This is a genomic window from Shewanella sairae (genome assembly GCF_023283535.1).
GTDB lineage: Bacteria > Pseudomonadota > Gammaproteobacteria > Enterobacterales > Shewanellaceae > Shewanella > Shewanella sairae.
In genome coordinates, this window is the sequence record NZ_JAKILT010000013.1 from 30400 (window position 1) to 49240 (window position 18841).

18 protein-coding genes are annotated in these 18841 nt (G+C 42.7%); all 18 read left to right on the forward strand.

Going from position 1 to position 18841, the window contains the following annotated elements; genetic code table 11:
• Positions 1–98 precede the first annotated feature (98 nt).
• The 18 genes from L2748_RS07505 to L2748_RS07590 all read left to right on the forward strand — a co-directional run bounded on the left by L2748_RS07505 (position 99) and on the right by L2748_RS07590 (position 18777).
• The gene (locus L2748_RS07505; protein WP_220778857.1) at positions 99–980 is read left to right on the forward strand and encodes an MSHA biogenesis protein MshI; all 882 of its coding nucleotides are present in this window, start codon (positions 99–101) and stop codon (positions 978–980) included.
• Positions 977–1582 (forward strand): PilN domain-containing protein, encoded by a 606-nt coding sequence (locus tag L2748_RS07510; protein WP_220778855.1) that lies wholly within the window; start codon positions 977–979, stop codon positions 1580–1582. The genes L2748_RS07505 and L2748_RS07510 overlap by 4 nt, the downstream gene beginning before the upstream one ends.
• Positions 1579–2235: a type IV pilus inner membrane component PilO gene (locus L2748_RS07515; RefSeq protein ID WP_220778853.1), complete on the forward strand. Its 657-nt coding sequence runs from the start codon at positions 1579–1581 to the stop codon at positions 2233–2235. The genes L2748_RS07510 and L2748_RS07515 overlap by 4 nt, the downstream gene beginning before the upstream one ends.
• On the forward strand, positions 2216–2551 hold the full coding sequence (locus L2748_RS07520) for an MSHA biogenesis protein MshK (RefSeq protein WP_220778846.1): 336 nt from the start codon (positions 2216–2218) through the stop codon (positions 2549–2551). Before L2748_RS07515 ends, L2748_RS07520 begins: the two co-directional genes overlap by 20 nt.
• Positions 2552–2555: 4 nt before the next feature.
• The gene (mshL, locus tag L2748_RS07525) at positions 2556–4217 is read left to right on the forward strand and encodes a pilus (MSHA type) biogenesis protein MshL (RefSeq protein ID WP_220778844.1); all 1662 of its coding nucleotides are present in this window, start codon (positions 2556–2558) and stop codon (positions 4215–4217) included.
• Between the two features lie 2 nt (positions 4218–4219).
• Positions 4220–5128 carry an ExeA family protein gene (locus L2748_RS07530; protein ID WP_220778842.1) on the forward strand — a complete coding sequence of 303 codons (909 nt, stop codon included), beginning with the start codon at positions 4220–4222 and terminating at the stop codon, positions 5126–5128.
• Positions 5125–6414, forward strand: a complete 1290-nt coding sequence (locus L2748_RS07535; RefSeq protein WP_220778840.1) for a tetratricopeptide repeat protein — start codon at positions 5125–5127, stop codon at positions 6412–6414. The genes L2748_RS07530 and L2748_RS07535 overlap by 4 nt, the downstream gene beginning before the upstream one ends.
• Positions 6414–8147 carry a GspE/PulE family protein gene (locus L2748_RS07540; protein ID WP_220778839.1) on the forward strand — a complete coding sequence of 578 codons (1734 nt, stop codon included), beginning with the start codon at positions 6414–6416 and terminating at the stop codon, positions 8145–8147. Before L2748_RS07535 ends, L2748_RS07540 begins: the two co-directional genes overlap by 1 nt.
• 2 nt (positions 8148–8149) lie before the next feature.
• Positions 8150–9370 carry a type II secretion system F family protein gene (locus L2748_RS07545; protein ID WP_220778837.1) on the forward strand — a complete coding sequence of 407 codons (1221 nt, stop codon included), beginning with the start codon at positions 8150–8152 and terminating at the stop codon, positions 9368–9370.
• Positions 9371–9391: 21 nt separating this feature from the next.
• Positions 9392–9883 carry a hypothetical protein gene (locus L2748_RS07550; protein WP_220778831.1) on the forward strand — a complete coding sequence of 164 codons (492 nt, stop codon included), beginning with the start codon at positions 9392–9394 and terminating at the stop codon, positions 9881–9883.
• A 69-nt stretch (positions 9884–9952) separates the two neighbouring features.
• Positions 9953–10558 carry a type II secretion system protein gene (locus tag L2748_RS07555; protein ID WP_220778828.1) on the forward strand — a complete coding sequence of 202 codons (606 nt, stop codon included), beginning with the start codon at positions 9953–9955 and terminating at the stop codon, positions 10556–10558.
• A 92-nt stretch (positions 10559–10650) separates the two neighbouring features.
• Positions 10651–11169 (forward strand): type II secretion system protein, encoded by a 519-nt coding sequence (locus L2748_RS07560; protein ID WP_220778821.1) that lies wholly within the window; start codon positions 10651–10653, stop codon positions 11167–11169.
• A 31-nt stretch (positions 11170–11200) separates the two neighbouring features.
• On the forward strand, positions 11201–11701 hold the full coding sequence (locus tag L2748_RS07565; RefSeq protein ID WP_220778819.1) for a type II secretion system protein: 501 nt from the start codon (positions 11201–11203) through the stop codon (positions 11699–11701).
• Between the two features lie 183 nt (positions 11702–11884).
• Positions 11885–12370 (forward strand): type II secretion system protein, encoded by a 486-nt coding sequence (locus L2748_RS07570; RefSeq protein WP_220778818.1) that lies wholly within the window; start codon positions 11885–11887, stop codon positions 12368–12370.
• Entirely contained in the window at positions 12360–12929 is a 570-nt protein-coding gene (locus L2748_RS07575) for a type II secretion system protein (protein ID WP_220778817.1), read from the forward strand. The genes L2748_RS07570 and L2748_RS07575 overlap by 11 nt, the downstream gene beginning before the upstream one ends.
• Positions 12929–13846 carry a PilW family protein gene (locus L2748_RS07580; protein WP_220778816.1) on the forward strand — a complete coding sequence of 306 codons (918 nt, stop codon included), beginning with the start codon at positions 12929–12931 and terminating at the stop codon, positions 13844–13846. The genes L2748_RS07575 and L2748_RS07580 overlap by 1 nt, the downstream gene beginning before the upstream one ends.
• Positions 13836–14345, forward strand: coding sequence for an MSHA biogenesis protein MshP (locus tag L2748_RS07585; protein WP_220778815.1), 510 nt, complete (start codon positions 13836–13838; stop codon positions 14343–14345). Before L2748_RS07580 ends, L2748_RS07585 begins: the two co-directional genes overlap by 11 nt.
• Positions 14338–18777 carry a DUF6701 domain-containing protein gene (locus tag L2748_RS07590; RefSeq protein WP_246616069.1) on the forward strand — a complete coding sequence of 1480 codons (4440 nt, stop codon included), beginning with the start codon at positions 14338–14340 and terminating at the stop codon, positions 18775–18777. The genes L2748_RS07585 and L2748_RS07590 overlap by 8 nt, the downstream gene beginning before the upstream one ends.
• Positions 18778–18841: the final 64 nt, after the last annotated feature.

Genomic DNA, 18841 nt, shown 5'->3' on the forward strand with positions numbered 1-18841 from the left:
AATAGTAATTAGCGGTATTTCATACACGAGTTTAATCGTTTAATACGGCATTATGGGTATTTAAATTAGTTTTAAGATAAATTTTAAGGCATGGATTAATGGAAAAAAGCCTGCTAGGTAAAATCCAGTTTTGGCGTAAACCTGCTCTAACGAAAAGTTTAGGGCTTTATATTTGCGCAGATAAAATATCAGTCTTTCAGGCTTCAGCTGCACAGGTTGAGGCTAAAACTATGACGTACTCGTTTAAGCATCATGGCTGGAGTGATGCATTTTCCCAAGTAGTGAAAGATTTTGGTCCTGCTAATGTCCAAATTGTTCTTGCTGCTAATTTCTACCAGCTCCTTTTAGTCGATAAGCCAAATGTTCCTGAAGAGGAATTAAGCGCCGCATTGCTCTGGTCGGTAAAGGATATCGTTACGCAGTCCGTTACAGACATACACCTTGATTACTTTGAATCCTCAAAACAAACAGCAAATAAAGTGAATGTTGTTGTGACTGAGAAATCGTTGTTATCGCAATTATTGGTGGCAGCCGTAAATTCAGGGCTAGAGGTTGTCGGTGTATCGATTGAAGAGATGGCGGTGAGTAACCTGTTTGATGACAATCAAGCACGAGTGGTACTGAGCCACCGCGAGGGACAAGAATTACTATTAACTGTAGTGAGAAGTGGCGAAGTATTTATGCAACGCCGAGTAAGAGGCTTTTTAGAGATCGATAAAGTGTCTGCTGACGATCTTTCCTATGGTACAGCTGACAACTTAAGTTTAGAGCTACAACGTTCTATGGATTATTTCGAAAGTCAGTTTCGAGAGGCTCCAGTGTCTTCTATTGAGTTAGTTATGGATGGGGAACGAGTGAAGTTGGCTAATTTGATTAGTGCTAACTTTGACCAAAATGTTACCCCTTATGATAGTTCGTCTGTAGAAGCCGTGTTTGCTCAGCTAGCGTTAGCCGAAATTGCTCGAGGACAGGTGCAATGAAGTTAAGAGTTAACTTATATTCTTCGGATCTATTACCAGTAAAGCTGCGCTTATCTTTTTTACGGTTATGTCAGGCGTTTGTTGGCTTGGTTATATTTTTACTGATTTTGACTGCTATCACCATGGGGTTAAATAATGGCTTAGAGTCAGACAAAAAGTTGTTAATGATTGATAAAAAGCACCTTAATTCTGAAAAGCAAAATCTCGAAACCGCTTTAGCACAGCGTGGCCCTACAGAGTCGTTAGTGGCTGAAGTTGAATTAAAGGCACAGCAGTTAGAGTTAAAGCGAAAGTTATTTGACAAGCTAAGCAAGGAAGAAGAGCTTACGAGTTATAGCTATTCCCCCTTAATGACTGATTTAGCCAGTGTGGCAAACTCAAAAGTTTGGTTGAACCGAATTCGAGTAGATGAAAATCGTTATATTTTTGAAGGTTTTACATCCTCTCCAGAAGGGGTACCACTCTGGGTTGAAAGGCTGAAAACCACAAAAACGCTTAAGGGCCATGCTTTTGCTTCTATGACAATGAATTTAGGCGAAAATCAGCCGTTAGCATTTAAGCTAACAAGTGAGGCAGATGCTGATAAGGAAGTGACTAAATGAAACAAAAGTGGAGTCAGCTTGCTGAAAAGTTTGATGGTTTAAGCCAGCGGGAAAGAGTATTGGTTGCAGCTGCTGTGCTTATTGTAACCGGCTTATTGCTCTATTTACCTTTAGAGTCAGCTTTAAATCGTCATAGTAAATTGAGTGCGCAAAATAGTGCTATTGAAAGTGAAAACCGCATTTCAACTGAGCAAATTTCGCTTTATGAGGCGAGTTTACGCAAAGACCCTGACGAAGATTATCGTCACCGTTTGGAAAATATTCACCAACGCCATAAGACTATTGATGATCAATTGTCTTTTCAAATGGTAGATATGGTACCTGCGGATTATATGCCAACTTTATTAGCGGGTTTATTGTCCAATATTAATGGCATCCAGCTTAAATCGTTTAAGTCTATTGCCCCAACGCCTTTATTAGAGGTCGGTGAAGAAAAGAAAATTAATTTGTATAGACATGGTATTCAACTTGAGTTGGTGGGTGACTATTTTTCTGTTATGAGGTTTATCGAGGCAGTCGAAAGTATGCCAAATAAGCTTTATTGGAGCAGCATGGATTATCGAGTCGATGCGTACCCCAAAGCGAATATTTTGCTGGAGCTTTACACTTTAAGTATTAATAAGGATTTTATCAGTGTTGGCAAAAAAGATTAGTGTGCTACTGATTGCTTGCTTAGGTTGTACTTTGATGGCACAGCTTAATGCGGCACAGTTACGAGATCCCACTTTACCAGGCGATGCATCGGGCAGGGTAGATGTTGCAACTCACTCTGGTGAGCAAAACTTAATACTTAATAGCGTTGTAAAAACAGATAGCTCTGCCTATGCAGTGATCAATGATCAAATTTTTACAGTAGGCGAAAGAGTGAAAGGTATCAAAATTGTGGGTATTGCTAAGGACTCTGTTTCGTTAGCTGATGGCCGCAAATTAGAAATGTTTCAAGCTGTTACAGATTTTAAGGGACAATAATTAAATGCGCTCAATGACAAATATCACCCTTTTACTATCACTGATGTTAGTGGCTTGCCAAACAGTAGACAGGCCTGACCCAGTTGAATCGAAACAGGCGTTAGCAGACTCTCTTGTTGCTCAGCAGGCAGCGCCTTCAACGCCACCACCTGCGGTAATGCCAGATGAAGTACAGCGAGAATTATCTTCTAATAGTCTTTTGGAGGGTTATACACCTTCTCAGCCAACAGAACGTCGTTTTGATGTTTCTGCTAATAATGTTGATGCTAAAGTTTTCTTTCCAAGCCTTGCTCAAGGGACGCCTCTAAGCGTAGCTGTGCACCCCAATGTAACTGGAAAAATCTCTCTCTCGTTAAAGAGTGTTACTTTGAGAGAGGCACTACAAGTTGTTGAAGATATCTATGGTTACGAAGTGAGTCGAGAAGGGCGCATATTACGTATTTTCCCAGCAGGTATGCGTACAGAAACATTCTCATTAAACTATCTGTATATGGAGCGCCAGGGTTTATCTTTAACCTCAGTTAACTCTGGACGAATTTCTGATAATAACGATTCGAATTCAAATAGCAGCAATAGCAACGACTCTAACAGCTCTTCAAACAGCTCAAGTTCTGACAGTAACAGTAATAGCAACGAACAAACCAACGGTACTTTTATCCGATCGAAGACCAAGTCCGATTTTTGGGGCGAGCTACAAGAAACCCTAGTTTCTATTATTGGTACAACTGGCGGCGGTCGCCAAGTTGTTATCACGCCACAAGCAGGTTTAGTGACGATTAGAGCTTATCCAAATGAAATTCGTCAGGTTAGAAGCTTTATCAAAACCGCTGAGACTCATTTGCAGCGTCAAGTTATCTTGGAAGCTAAAGTTTTAGAGGTAACCTTATCTGATGGCTACCAACAAGGTATTCATTGGGAAAGTGTGCTTGGTCATGTCGGTAGTACAGATATTTCTTTTGGTACTAGCCCGTCGACAGGTTTAGGCGACACTATTACTTCCGCTTTAGGTGGAGTCACTTCAATTAAACTAGCCGGTTCTGACTTTAGCACTATGATCAGCTTGCTCGATACGCAAGGTGATGTTGATGTGCTATCTAGCCCTCGCGTTACGGCGTCGAATAATCAAAAAGCAGTGATTAAAGTAGGTACTGATGAGTACTTTGTTACCGATGTATCTTCAACAACGGTTGCTGGTAATACCCCTGTTACTACGCCTGAAGTTGAGCTAACGCCATTCTTCTCAGGAATTGCGTTAGATGTAACGCCACAGATTGATGAAAAAGGTGATGTTTTACTGCATATCCACCCGTCAGTTATCAATATTAAAGAGCAGACTAAGACGATTAAGATCTCTGATAGCACATTAGAGCTGCCTCTAGCTCAAAGCGAGATCCGCGAATCAGATACAGTAATTAAAGCGGCCAGCGGCGACGTAGTTGTGATCGGTGGTTTGATGAAGAGCGAAAATATCGAACTGGTTTCTAAAGTACCATTGTTAGGCGATATTCCTTATCTAGGTGAAGCGTTTACTAACCGCGCAAATTCTACTGTAAAAACCGAATTGGTCATTTTGCTAAAGCCGGTAGTTGTTGGTGCAAACACTTGGGAAAGTGAATTAAAGCGTTCTCAAGATCTGCTTGAACGTTGGTACCCTGAGGAGCAATAAGCTTGTATCTGCAGCATTTTGGGTTGACCGAAACCCCGTTTTCTCTTACGCCGAATACGGGGTTCTTCTTTGGCCTGGCACCGCATGTAGAAGCATTGCAAGTGCTACAGACAGCGTTACAAACAGGTGAAGGGTTTATTAAAGTCACCGGCGAAGTTGGAACGGGTAAAACTCTAATTTGTCGCAAATTAATGAACGATCTGCCAGAGCGTTTCCACTGCGCCTATTTACCCAATCCTTACCTCAGTCCTGATGAGTTACGCTGGGGAGTCGCATTGGAATTAGGGCTAAAATATTCAAATCAGATCGATCAGCAACAGTTAACAAGCCTTATTCAGCAACAACTTTTAGCCCTAAGTGCACATGGGCACTCTATTGTTTTAGTGTTAGATGAGGCGCAGGCTTTACCTGACGAAAGTTTAGAGGCACTGCGTTTATTTACCAACCTAGAAACTGAAAGTCGGAAGTTGTTGCAGGTTGTACTATTTGCTCAACCAGAATTAGATGAACGCCTAGCTTTGAATAAGTTTAGGCAGCTTAGACAAAGAATTACTTTTAGTTATTGTTTGCGCGCGCTGACAAACGATGAATCAGCGGCTTATATTCAACATCGATTAACAGTAGCCGGTAGTGAAGCTGGTCGTTTATTCAGTGAGGCGAATGCCAAGCGTATTGCTCGAGCAGCAAGAGGGATCCCTCGATTGATAAATGTTATATCTCATAAATCTTTACTGGTTAGTTTCGGTGAAGGAGCACAGAAGGTTGAAACTCACCATATCGGGGCGGCAGTGGCTGATACTAGCGATGCTATCCAGCACCAATCCCGAACCATTATGTGGTCGCTTGTCGGTATATCTGTTGTGCTTATTGCTTGTGGTGCCCTGTATTGGTTTAAGGGAGGTGTTGTATGAGCATTATTAATAAAATGCTCAAAGATTTAGATAAGCGCCAGCAGCCACATGGTATCGAGAGCATGTCTCCCGCACAGATGGCTGTTTTACCCAAAAAGGCATCTAAAAAACCTGTGTTATTAGCAAGCTTAATATCGTTAGTGGTCGGTGGATTATCGGTTTTTTGGGTGCTTAATGTAAATCAACCCAGCGATGCGCCAATATATAAAGCTGTTACCCTTGAGGCGGCTGTTTCCGCAGATACACCGAATGACAGTCTTGCTGCTAACGATGCGCTACAAGTAACGCAGCAGCCTGCAGCGCAAATAAATACTGATTACACAAAAGAGGAATCAACCGACGAATTGGTTTCAATGAAAGCAAGTCGTGTTGATGCGGATAAAGAGCCGCAGAAACTCAATCAACAGGAGCCGACTAATCTTAAGTCTCTGGCCGCTTCTAAAGAGGCTGTTGTGGCTACAGTATCGAAAGAGATTAATACCGAGACTGTTGAAATAGAAGCTAAATCGGATTTCAATGTAGCCCAGATAGACAAAGATACAACGAAACAAAATCAGGGCTTAAAACCTGCCTCTATTACTCGTGTAAATAATATTGCGGCAGAAGTACCTGCTACGCAGGCGCCAAAGCTTAGTATTTCTCATGCAACGCGCCAAAATAACGAGTTACATAGCAGCAGTAATATGGCTGTTACCGAGGTTAAGCTTAGCCCTAAACAGCTGGCACAGAAACAGATGCAAGCGGCGAGCGATGCACAGCAATCAGGTTTACACAGTGAAGCATTGAAGCATTACGAAGCGGCGTTAGCGCATTATCCGGCGCAGCATGAAGCCAGAAGGCAAGTCGCTGCATTGTATTACGGACAGAATAAGTTAGCTAAGGCTGAACAGGTTTTAGAGCAGGGACGTTTGTTATTTCCAAAGCATTATGAATTTTCATTATTATTATCACGAGTGCTACAGGCGAGCGGTCGAAATGCCCAAGCTTTGCTTAGCTTAAATGCCATTCCTGATGCCAGTGATTTTGCGGTAAAAAAGTGGCACCAGCAAAGCGATTTGGCACAAAAACAAAACAATTACCCGGTAGCAGAGCAGAGCTTTCGTCAACTTGCTAAGCGCGAGCCAAATCAGGGACGCTGGTGGATGGGACTAGCTTACGCTCTAGATTCACAGCAAAAATATACTGATGCCAAGCTTGCTTATCAACAAGCTTTATCTCAGGGAAATTTATCTACGCAGTCAAAAGTATATGTAGATAATCGTCTACTGCAGTTAGGAGCATATTAGTGAAACCTAAGTTAAAAATGCGATTAGGTGATCTGCTAGTTCAAGAGCACATCATTACAGAAGACCAACTGCAACAAGCGTTAACTGAGCAGCGAACTACAGGCAAAAAGCTCGGCCGGACTTTAATTGATCTACTGTGTATTACTGAGCAGCAATTACTGCAGTTTTTATCGCAGCAGCTGAATATTCCATTTCTCAATATCAGTAAACGTGCGATTGACGCCAAAGTCGTTGGCTTACTGCCTGAAGTACAAGCACGGCGTTATCGTGCATTAGTGATAGAAGATAATGGTGATAGCGTATTAGTGGCGATGAGCGATCCAGCCGATCTCCAGGCTATGGATAACTTAGAAGTACTCTTGGCACCGAAAACGATCTCGATTGCGGTCGTAACAGAAGAGCAGTTGTTTGATGCGTTTGATAACTTATATCGTCGTACGGACGAAATCGCACAGATAGCTGGTCGGCTAGAAGAAGAGTACGCTGCTAATGAGTTATTTGATTTAGGTAGCTTAACCGGTGGTGATAGCGATAACGAGACCACGGTTGTAAAGCTGTTGCAGTCAATCTTTGAAGATGCGGTGCAAATGCGTGCATCAGATATTCATATTGAGCCGGGTGAAAAGGCACTGCGAATTAGACAGCGTATTGATGGTCAGCTACATGAAAATATTCTACCTGAAGTCAGTATTGCTGCAGCGCTAGTATTACGCTTAAAGTTAATGGCTGGCTTAGATATCTCAGAAAAGCGTTTGCCGCAAGATGGCCGTTTCCATATGGAAATTAAGGGCCATAAGATAGATGTGCGTATGTCTACTATGCCTATTTATCATGGTGAGTCAGTGGTAATGCGTCTGCTTGATCAATCAGCGGGCCTACTCACACTGAATGAAACAGGGATGCCAGCTGAAATGCTGGCGCGGATCCGCCGACAGATCAAACGACCTCATGGCATGTTATTGGTTACAGGCCCGACAGGTAGCGGTAAGACAACAACCCTTTATGGGGTACTAAGTGAGTTAAATACTGCTGATCGCAAGATCATTACGGTAGAAGATCCGGTTGAGTATCAATTGCCACGGATTAATCAGGTTCAGGTTAATCATAAAATTGGTCTCGATTTTTCGAACGTACTCAGAACAACCCTACGTCAGGATCCCGATATTATTATGGTCGGTGAGATGCGTGACCAAGAAACCGTGGAAATTGGTCTTCGAGGCGCGCTCACTGGTCACTTTGTTTTATCTACATTGCATACTAATGATGCGGTTACCAGCGCGCTGCGCTTATTAGATATGGGCGCGGCAAGCTACTTAGTTGCAAGTGCATTGCGGGTGATTATTGCCCAGCGTCTAGTCAGACGAGTTTGTCAAAACTGCGCAACGGATCATCAACTAAATGCGCAAGATAAAGCATGGTTATCAAGTGTAAGTAAGCTTGATTATTCGCAAGCAACTTTCCGAGTTGGCACTGGTTGCCAAAGCTGCAACGGTAGTGGTTATCGCGGCCGTATCGGCGTATTTGAAATTTTAGAGCTTGATGAGCCTATGATTGAAGCCATGCGAACTGGAAACCCACAAGACTTTACCAAGGCAGCTTACCAAAGTCCGAATTTTACTCCCTTAGCTCAGTCGGCATTAAAGTATTTAGCGCAAGGAATGACGACTATTGAAGAGGTTGCAAAGCTAGTAGAAGACATTGATGATACCACTTTAGAGATGAGTGAGGCTTAATCATGCCGTCTTACCAGTATCGTGGCCGTAGCTCTCAGGGTGAACAGGTAAAGGGAATTATTGACGCAGGTTCAGAAAGTGCAGCTGCCGATCAATTAATGTCTAGAGGAGTGATCCCGTTAGAACTGACGCTCGCCAAAGAGACGAAAGAGTTTAGTTTACAGAGTTTGTTTAAAGGTAAAGTCGCGTTAGAAGAGTTGCAGATCTTTACTCGGCAGATGTATTCGTTAACCCGATCGGGGATCCCAATACTTAGGGCGATCGCTGGGCTGTCTGAGACGACACATTCTGTGCGTATGAAAGAGGCGCTAGATGATATCTCTGAGCAGTTAACGTCTGGGCGACCTTTGTCTTCCGCTATGAACCAGCATCCAGATGTGTTTGACGCACTATTTGTGTCTATGGTTCATGTTGGTGAAAATACCGGTAAACTCGAAGATGCTTTTATTCAGTTATCAGGCTATATCGAGCGAGAACAAGAAACGCGACGTCGAATAAAAGCTGCAATGCGTTATCCAATATTTGTGTTGATAGCTATCGCTATTGCGATGGTGATTCTTAACATCATGGTTATTCCTAAATTTGCAGAGATGTTTTCTCGGTTTGGCGCTGACCTGCCTTGGGCGACAAAACTATTGATTAATACATCGAGTATTTTTGTTAATTACTGGCCTGTAATGATTGTTGGGCTTATCACCGGTTTTGTTGGGATCCGTTATTGGCACAGTACCGAAAAAGGTGAGAAGCAATGGGACAAGTGGAAGTTAAATATTCCTGCAGTAGGCAGTATTATAGAGCGCTCAACTTTGTCACGTTACTGTCGTAGCTTTTCAATGATGCTCAGTGCGGGAGTGCCAATGACGCAGGCTTTAAGTCTAGTGGCTGATGCCGTAGATAACGCTTATATGCACGACAGCATTGTTGGCATGCGTCGTGGTATTGAGTCTGGTGAGTCGATGCTTAGGGTCTCAAACAATAGCCAGTTATTTACACCTTTAGTGTTGCAGATGGTGGCAGTTGGTGAAGAAACTGGGCAGATAGATCAGCTCTTGAATGATGCTGCAGATTTTTACGAAGGCGAAGTGGATTACGATCTTAAAAACTTAACCGCCAAGCTTGAGCCGATTTTAATTGGGTTCGTTGCTTGTATAGTACTGATTTTAGCTCTGGGTATATATCTACCGATGTGGGATATGTTGAATGTTGTAAAAGGCGGTGGTTAATGCAACTGCAGAGCGCTTGTTGTGCATAGTCAGCAAAAGTCAGAAGGTGAATTATTAGCCATTTTAGGCCGAGTATTTGCAATAGTGATACTTTTGATACTATTGTTTTATCTGGGTTTTAGCTATTTTAATGCCGTCAGTAAGGTCGGCCAGCAAAATATTCATTTAACCCATAATCGCTTACTTAATGTGTTGGGCGGGATTCGGTCACAGTGGTTAATTCAAGGTCAACCCACTGAGCTAACGCTTAATTGGCAAACAGAAATAGAGCCAAATGACTATTCTGTAAGCCATGTACAAATGTCATCTGGCGGTTGGCCTATTCCTAGTGAGACAAATGTTGCTGGATGTCGGCAATTGATGGAGAGTTTGTTGGGAGAAAACTACCAGCAAACGCTAATCACCAAGTATGATTTTAGCACTGCAAGCTGCCGATATATTGGCACTGCAGGCGGTAGTATTAACTATCAGACCATATCTGGACGGGTCATTTTTTTGACAGAGGAAGGATGAATAGCGAAATTATCTGTTTTCTAATTTTAACAAACTGTTAGAATAGCCGTATACAACACTGGGGGTAAAATGAAACAACAGTATCAAAAAGGCTTCTCGCTCATAGAGTTAGTCATAGTGATTGTAATATTGGGCTTATTGGCCGCAACCGCAATCCCACGTTTTTTGAATATTACTGAAGATGCTGAAGATGCTAGTGTTGATGGCGTTGCTGGTGGGCTAGCAACTGCAGTGAGCTTTGTTCGCTCTCAATGGGAAGTCGATGGGCGAAATAATGACAGCGTAGTGCTCGATGGTGCTCGCGTTTATCTTGATACCCGATTTGGCTTCCCTACAGGAGCAAGCGCTAAGCAAGCAACGGATATGGATGCTAATAGCTGTAGTGAAGTATTTAATACAGTACTGCAAAATGCACCGCGCAATGTTGAAGCAACAGCTGATGCAAGGGGCGCGCGTTATACCGTAAGCGTTGAAGATGGTGCTGGTGATACTGTTATTGATCTTAACGGTAATGATGTCAATGGAGTGGATTTATGTGTTTATCACTTAGTTGAGTCGCTAAAACTTAATGATAGTGACGGTAAGCCAAATCCTGCTCCTAAACAAACTACAGCTGGTAGTAAAGGCGTGACTTACAACCCTGCTAGCGGTCAAGTACAGAGTTTTATTAACTAAGTTTGCATTGCTTAGTTTATTTATTTGCTAATAACTGAGTCATTTGTGTTTAATAATGCCAATGATTTACGAAATAACGTGAGGATTTTTACATGCAAAAGCAAAATGGTTTTACCCTAATTGAATTAGTGGTTGTGATTATTATCTTAGGTATTTTAGCTGTGACTGCTGCGCCTAAGTTTATCAACTTGCAAACAGATGCGCGCCAATCAGCGCTTCAAGGCGTTAAAGGTGCTATCCAAGGTGCTAACGGTTTAGTGTTTGCAAAAGCGGCGCTAGCGGGTGAGGAAAGAGCTGATGCTGCTGCAGGTACTGATGTGACTATCATTGGTGTTGACGGTTCAGGTACTGAAGTAAAAGTTAAAACCATTTATGGCTATTTAATTGCTAAAGAAGCAGATTTTTCTAAGGCCATGGACGTGAACTTTGCGCTTTCAACTGCGGACGCTGCAACCCAAGCTGCTGCTGATTGGATCATTGAGGAGTCTGGTACAACTGCAATTATCCATCAAGTTGGCGCACCAAATGATTCTAACACGTGTCAGCTAACATATACCCAAGCAACTGCAACAGATATCCCGCAATATGAGATTTCTGGTGAAGGCTGTTAATATCACCTCGTTTATTTGAGAGAAAACATAAATGAAAAAACAAAATGGTTTTACGCTAATCGAATTAGTGGTTGTTATTATTATTTTAGGTATTTTGGCTGTTACTGCTGCGCCTAAGTTTATCAATCTGCAAGGCGATGCTCGTGAAGCGACGCTAAATGGTTTTAGAGGTGCTTTGCAGGGCGCGAATAGCCTAGTGTTCTCAAAGGCTGCAATTGCAGGTGAAGAGCGCATCGCTGATGATGCTGGTTGGTCTAGTAATACTGGCAATACTGATGGTGTAGATATTGGTACAGCTAACCCAATTAAAACTGTTTACGGTTATTTACCTGCAACTTCTGCTGCACTGGAAGAGGCGATGGATATTGACTTGACAGAGTGGACTATTACAGGTTCCGGTCCATTAGTTATTAGCCCGATTGGTGCTCCTGTTGATACATGTCACTTTACTTATGCTGAAGCAACGGACACAACTGGTCCAACTTATACTCTTTACACTCCAGGAAGTGGTGAGGATCCATTTGGCTGCTAAATAGCAACCAATTTTAAAGGCCTGCTTCGCAGGCCTTTTTTGTATCTGGCATATTAATATAGGCTTTATTTGCCATACTTATTAAATTGTTAGACACTAGCTCTTGTGAGTTAGCGCTCAATATATTTTGCTGATAAACCTCTAAATCTAATCCGTTTATCGCAGTACTGTTCAGGACTGACAATGCACAAAACACAGCAACAAACAGGTTTTACCTTAGTTGAACTTGTCACTACCATTATTCTTATTGCCATTCTTGCTGTAGTGGTTGTTCCTCGTTTGCTAACATCTTCAAGTTACAGTGCATTTGCCCTACGCGATGAGTTTATTAGCGAATTACGCAAAGTGCAGATTATGGCGATGAATAATCAAGATCGTTGTTATCGCTTGTCAGTCACGCAAACTGATTATCAAGTTTCTCGCTTCCGCGGTGGCTATAGTAGCGGTTGTACCGGCACGCTGGCGCGCACAGATGCACCGCAATCGTTTCAGGGCGGGGCAAGTTTAGCCTTGCTCAGTAACGGTAATAGCAATTTTAATATCGAATTTAACCAACAAGGTGTGCCATTCGTCGCAGGTGCCCGCTGTAATGGTAACTGTATTAGTGTGATTGCTGACGAAACGTTATTTTTAGCGATAGAATCCGAGGGGTATATCCATGAGGGGTAAGCCGCTGGCAATCATGAGCATACATACTCAAAAAGCATTTACCTTAGTTGAGTTAGTCGTGGGCATGGTAGTGATTAGTATCGCCTTTGTCCTATTAAGCACCATGTTATTTCCTCAAGCTGAACGTTCGGCTGACACCTTGCATCGAGTTCGTTCGGCAGAGCTTGCCCATTCGATTTTGAATGAGATCTGGGGTAAACGATACGATCAAAATACCAATGCTAATGGTGGCGTGCCTGCGTGTGGTGCTGCTGAAAATACCTTACTTGGTTTGCCTAAAGGTGAGGATTGTAGTGTTAGCTTGGGCCCCGATACGATAAATGGTGTAAGAGAAACGAGAAACGATTATAACGATGTCGATGATTATAATGGGCTCAATATCAATAGCCCGATGCTTAACACTTCGGGGACTTATGCTGAGCGTTATAAAAACTACTTATTATCGGTTTCGGTTACTTACAATAATCCTGCGAGTTTGAACACTAAGCTTGTTACCATTAATGTGACTACGCCTAATGGGGAAGTGATAACTTATAATGCGATTAGGAGTAACTATTAATGCCGACATTAATACCTCCAACTTCAAGAGCCCAGTTACGACAGATATGTCAGTTAAATCAGATCGGGCAGAGCAAGAGTAAGGGTTTTACCTTAGTTGAGCTGGTTACCGTTATCATTGTGCTTGGCGTGCTAGTGTTAGGTGTCAGCAGCTTTCTTATATTCGGCACTCGGATTTTTATCGATGCCACATCAGTTGATCAAGTGATGAGCCAAAGCCGTTTTGCAATAGAGCGAATGACCCGTGATATTCGCAATGCAGTGCCGAACAGCATCCGGGTGAGTAATGGCACACGTATTAATGGTATTGCTTGGCAGTGTATTGAAATGATGCCTATCCAAGCCAGCGCATCCTATATTGAGTTACCCATTATTCCCGCCGCGAAAGCACAAGTAGGTACAGTGATGGCGCCGAGTGCTGAAGCACCATTAAGAGCGGGGCAATTTTTACTGGTTTACCCGTTATCGCCTGCCGATGTATATACCTCAACGGCAAACAGTAACACCGAGGGTAAGCTATTTAGTATTAATGCTGTTACGATCAACTCCACTAATGATGTGAGTGTCGACTTTGGTCGCCAAGTGCGTTTTGCCGCACAATCACCAAGGCAGCGCTACTTTGCTGTGCAAGAGGCGGTGAGCTACTGCTTTGAACAAGTCAGCACAGAGCTCAGTTTACTTAACCGTTATAGTGGCTACGGATTTAATAACCCGGTTAATCAACCATCGCCAGATAATATGGGCAATGGCGTATTAATGGCTGAAAATATAGTGAATACCATAGGCAGTAACAGCCCCATTACCTACACTCCAGGCACCTTAAAAAATAATGCTATGGTGCATTTGAACCCATTGTTTGATGTTCAAGGCCAGAGTTTTCAATACCATCATCAAGTGCAGGTGATTAATGTTCCTTAAACAGCAGTCTAAATACCGAGCGAGTATCATGACGAATAGTTCTGCTATGGCTAAGCAACGTGGTAGTGCGCTGGTTATTGGTGTGTTTATTATCACCGTGATGTTTTTGTTAGCCGCGACCTTAATAAATGTACTTAATGATGCGGACCAGCAAGTAAGTGTAGAGGTATGGGGTACAAGAGCATTAGCTGCTGCCAATAGTGGGGCAGACCGCAGCCTAGCGGTTTTATTCCCTATTGATGGCAGTGCCGGTAGTTGCACAACTTTTGCTACTTGGAACATTGGTGCAGACACTGGGTTGGCAGGCTTTCATGGCTGTACAGTGTTGATGGAGTGCTCTAGTGTGACAACGAGTTTCCCAGCCCCTAAAACGAATATGACGCAGTATTTGATTACCAGTACCGCCACCTGCAGTACTGGTGAGTGCGACTCTGGTATCAACAGCGACTCAAGCTGTATTCGCGTGAGCCGCCAAGTAGAGGTTGAAGCTCGTGACTAGATTAAGCCAATGTATATTTGCCGTTTTATTGTATTTAGTACTTGCGGTGTCTGCGCAACCAGCATCAGCTGCGGATTGGAATTGGCAAGATACATTCAATGAAGGATTAAATTCCTATACGGCAAATGGAGAAATTAATTTTACAAGCAACGGTAAGCTTTACAATGCGCCTATTCGTGGACAACTACCATCTTTTAATGTCCGAGAAGACACTAAATCGTGTGTGCCTTCAGGGATGAAAGCTAAAAATTGTAAATCGGGTAGATATACGGCGAGTTTACCTTCTACAAGATTGCCATTTAGTCAATGTCGGTCAAATAGTGATATCAACTTAGGCCCTCCAAGTTCAGCTAATGGCGAAATAATAGTACCTGTTGGTCATTATGGTTCAATCACCTCAAGAGAAGATGGTGGGACTATTACTTTTCAGTCTGGTACAGGAGAAAATATATACCGTATTAAGTCCTTGGATGTGAGAGGAGGAGTGTTGCGATTGGCTCCAGGACAATATTGGATTGAGAATCTGAATATTGCCTCTAAGGCTATAGTTGTTGTTCCACATAACTATTTTGGGTCGGTTGCTATCTTTGTGGGGAATGATTTTACTCTTAGTAATACGGTGCAAACATATACTTCTGATTCATTTTTGATCTATGGTTATTCCGATATTGATATTGCTGCTACGACCACGTTTAGAGGGCATGCCGTTGCCGAAGGGCGATTATCTTTAGGCAGAGCAACAGATGTGGTAGGAGCCCTGACCTCTGATTATATTAGTGTTCCTATGGATGCTCGGGTTAATTATGATGCAACTGCACATAAAATTGATGTAATACCTAATTGTGGAGAAGATGCGCCTAATCCAGCAGTTCCGGCCCAATGTCCAGCCGAACAAAGTAATGTAGAAGGGTTAACTTACCGCACTTATGATGCCAGAGCATGGAGCACAGGAAATAACAGTCCTGTTAATCATGGACAGTTTAATGATTTGATCGATCAAGTTCGTAAAACGACTTATCAAATAGGCGAGTCAATAGAGACTAACTTTGATCAAAAAGGCGATGGTATCAACCCTCACTCAGATGAGGATGCCGATCAAGACTTGTATTTAGGTTTATTCGAGGGGTATATCGATGCCCCTGAAACCGGTGAATATACTTTTGCCATTGATGGTGATGACGCCATTGAACTATTGATTGATGGCGAGGTGATAACCGGTTTTTATAATCGACATGGAACCTGTAATTGTTTAACTAAACAAGGAAAGGTATCTCTTGAAAAAGGCACCCATACCATAGAGCTAAGATTGCATGAAGCTACCGGTCAAGAGGCATTTAGGCTTTACTGGCAGCCGCCGTCTGCTAATTCATTAACCATTGTTCCTAAAGAGCAGTTATTAACCTGTCCAGCACCTCAATTTGAATTTGGCCAAGTAGAGCTTGATGGTAATGGTGTGGCTACCGTTTATTTTAAAAACTCCTACGCTGCAGCACCTGTTGTTATGGCTATGCCGACGATTGATATCACAGGGACTAATGATAATAGTGATCGTCCATCTACTATTAGGGTTAATTATTTAACAGACCAATACGCGCAAATCCAGCAGATAAACTCAAATCCACCATGGGGGCTCAATAAAAAGATGACGAAAATTGATTATTTTGTCATGGAGCCTGGATATCGCTTTATTGAAAGGGGCAGCGCGTTACAGGCTGGCTCAGTATCGACTACATTCTATCAAGGTAAAAATACTACAGGGCCTAATCGAGGTTATCAGAGCATCGACTTTGACCATAATTTTGGTGCGCGTCCAGCAATGATAGGTCAAGCATTGACGCGAGCTAATAACCGTTTTATTACGACGGTAATTAACGATGTCGATTTGAATGGTAGTGATTTTAATATTGCTATTGAAGGTTCTGAAGTTAGCGGAGGGATCTGGCAGCCAGAGCTTTTAGGTTATGCCGCCGGTTTAGGTCGCGGCACAATCAGTGTTGCAGATGAGGAGATTATTTTTAAATTTGGCCATGCTTTAAATCACGGCAGTGGTAATTCAGTAAGAACATTAAGCCAGCAATGCGCATTTAATAACAGTTACTTTGAAAAAGGCTTCTTAGCTCAACCTATTACCATAGCTAATAAAAACCAGCGCAATGGTGGCGATGGTGGTTGGGTCAGGCGTTGTCTTAAGGATGAGTTTAATAATGACGTCAGTTTTGCATTAGACGAAGATCTAAATGATGGTGAAAGACAGCATATTGCCGAAAGCATTGGCTATTTTGCTTTCGAAATCGCCGCTGAGCCACCTGCGGTGAATCATTACAGAATTAGTTTTGATTCTGGTGCATTAAGCTGTGCGGCTAAGCCTATTACAGTGCAAGCATGTGCGGATGCAGATTGTACTTCACTGCTAAACGATCCGGCTTCTGTTGTTATCACAAAAAATGGCGCCGATTATACGACTGCTGATGTTGTTGGCAGTGCTCAAGTAAATATATGGCATCCTCAAGGCGGCCTTGTCACTCTTGGGTTAGGTAATACCGTACCTAGCGGGGAGTTCTTTTGTTATATCGACGGTAATTTAGTTGATAACAGTCAGTGTCAGCTTAGTTTTGAAAATAGTGGTATCTATTTTGATATTGATGATTTAACTGCTTGCAAAAATTCAGCTAACTTTGAAATGTATGCGGTTAAAAAAGATGAGCTAACCCAGCAATGCACGCCGCTATTTGCCAACCAAACAAAGCCGATTTCGATGGCATTTAACTATATTACACCAGATGCAGCAGAGGTTAATGCTACAGAGAAGCTCACCATTAATAGCCTGCATTCACCTGAAACGAGTAAAGATATTGCTGGTGGTGATAGCCAAGAGTTGCAAGTGCATTTTGATGCAAACGGTAAAGCCTTGCTGAATGTAAATTATCCCGAGGCAGGTAAAGTCGAGTTAGCGGCAACACTTACTGAGACTATCAATTCACCAGACGGCAGTACCAGCGAGACTTTAGTGCTTGAGCACAGTGATCAGTTTGTTTCTAAACCCGATGGTTTTCATTTCTTTAATGGCTCAGGCGTTAATGGTTGCAAAGGTGCAAGCTGTAATATTCTAGAGGAAGCGGGTGACGATTTTGCAATGAACGTAAAAGCGGTGTGTGGTGCGGACGATGGCACTAGCTATAAAGACCGTTCCGCACTTAAGAATTTCAGATTTTCCGATATGAAAATTAAGTCTGTGTTGCAAGCACCATTGCTGAGTAATGGTGATGATAAAGATGGAACACTAGGCACGTTAGGGCTTGCCGAGATTAGTTTTACTAAAACGAATAGTGCACCGTTAACAGTGACCAATCAAACATACTCTGAAGTCGGGGCCATGAGCTTAGCGCTCGATGGTGATGTTAACTACTTAGGAACGACTATCGAAGAGGCAAAATCAACGAGTGATCTATTTGGCCGTTTTACGCCTTATTTCTTAAGGGTAGAAGCTAATTCTCCAAAGCTTCAAGCCCAATGTAATAGCTTTACCTATATGGACCAGCCTTTTGGTTTTCAGTCAGGTTCAGAGCCTACCATCGCCGTAAAAGGAATGAATAAAGCGGGCGCTGAAACTGGCAACTATCAAATTGGTGATTGGTGGCGTTATAAAGGTAATCAATGGTTAAATCGAACTTATAGTGACACCTCTGGTGCGACATCAGTTGATGGTGCAGCCTTGCAAATTCTCGATGCGTCACCAGCTTCTGAACAAGTAAATTATTACCCTCAGGATGATACTAATTTAGTACGCAGGGCTTATTTAATTGATACCGAATTACATTATGCGCGTACATCGTCGCTAGCAATCCCTTTTAATGCGCAATTTGACTTGCAACTGCCGCAAGCTGGCGTCACCGATAGTGATGGTATTTGTTATCGAGACTCTGCAGACTCAGCTTGTTTAGACTTCACCTTCAATGACATTGCTAAAGATGATGCTTTTGCCATGCGTTACGGTCGGTTTATTTTACAAAACGGCTATGGGCCATCTACTGAAGAGCTTCGCCTCGCAGTGAATACCCAGTTTGTGAATAGCGGTGGCGTTTGGGAAGTTAATTCAGCTGATATGTGCTCGGAGTTTAATACGACGAGTGCAACCGAGTCTGCAGAGGTAGGCCTGTACCTTACACCTGATACAGGACTTGAAGCGGTTAAAGGTTATACCCAAACAGGGGGGACGGGTCAGTCTGGTATGATTGATGATGGTAATAGCTTTATCTATTTCCCGGCGCCGAATGCGGACGGAGAAGTGGGTTTACAGCAACACGTCGATAAATGGCTAAAATGGTATTGGAATTTTGATTCTACCAGCGGGTTACAGGATCCAAGAGCGACCGCTAATTTTGGTACTTACCGTGGTCATGATCGCATTATTTATTGGCGAGAAGTGAATTAAATGACAATATTTTAGAGTGAGACAAGGTATTGGCTCACTCTTTAGCATTTATATCGCAAAAAAC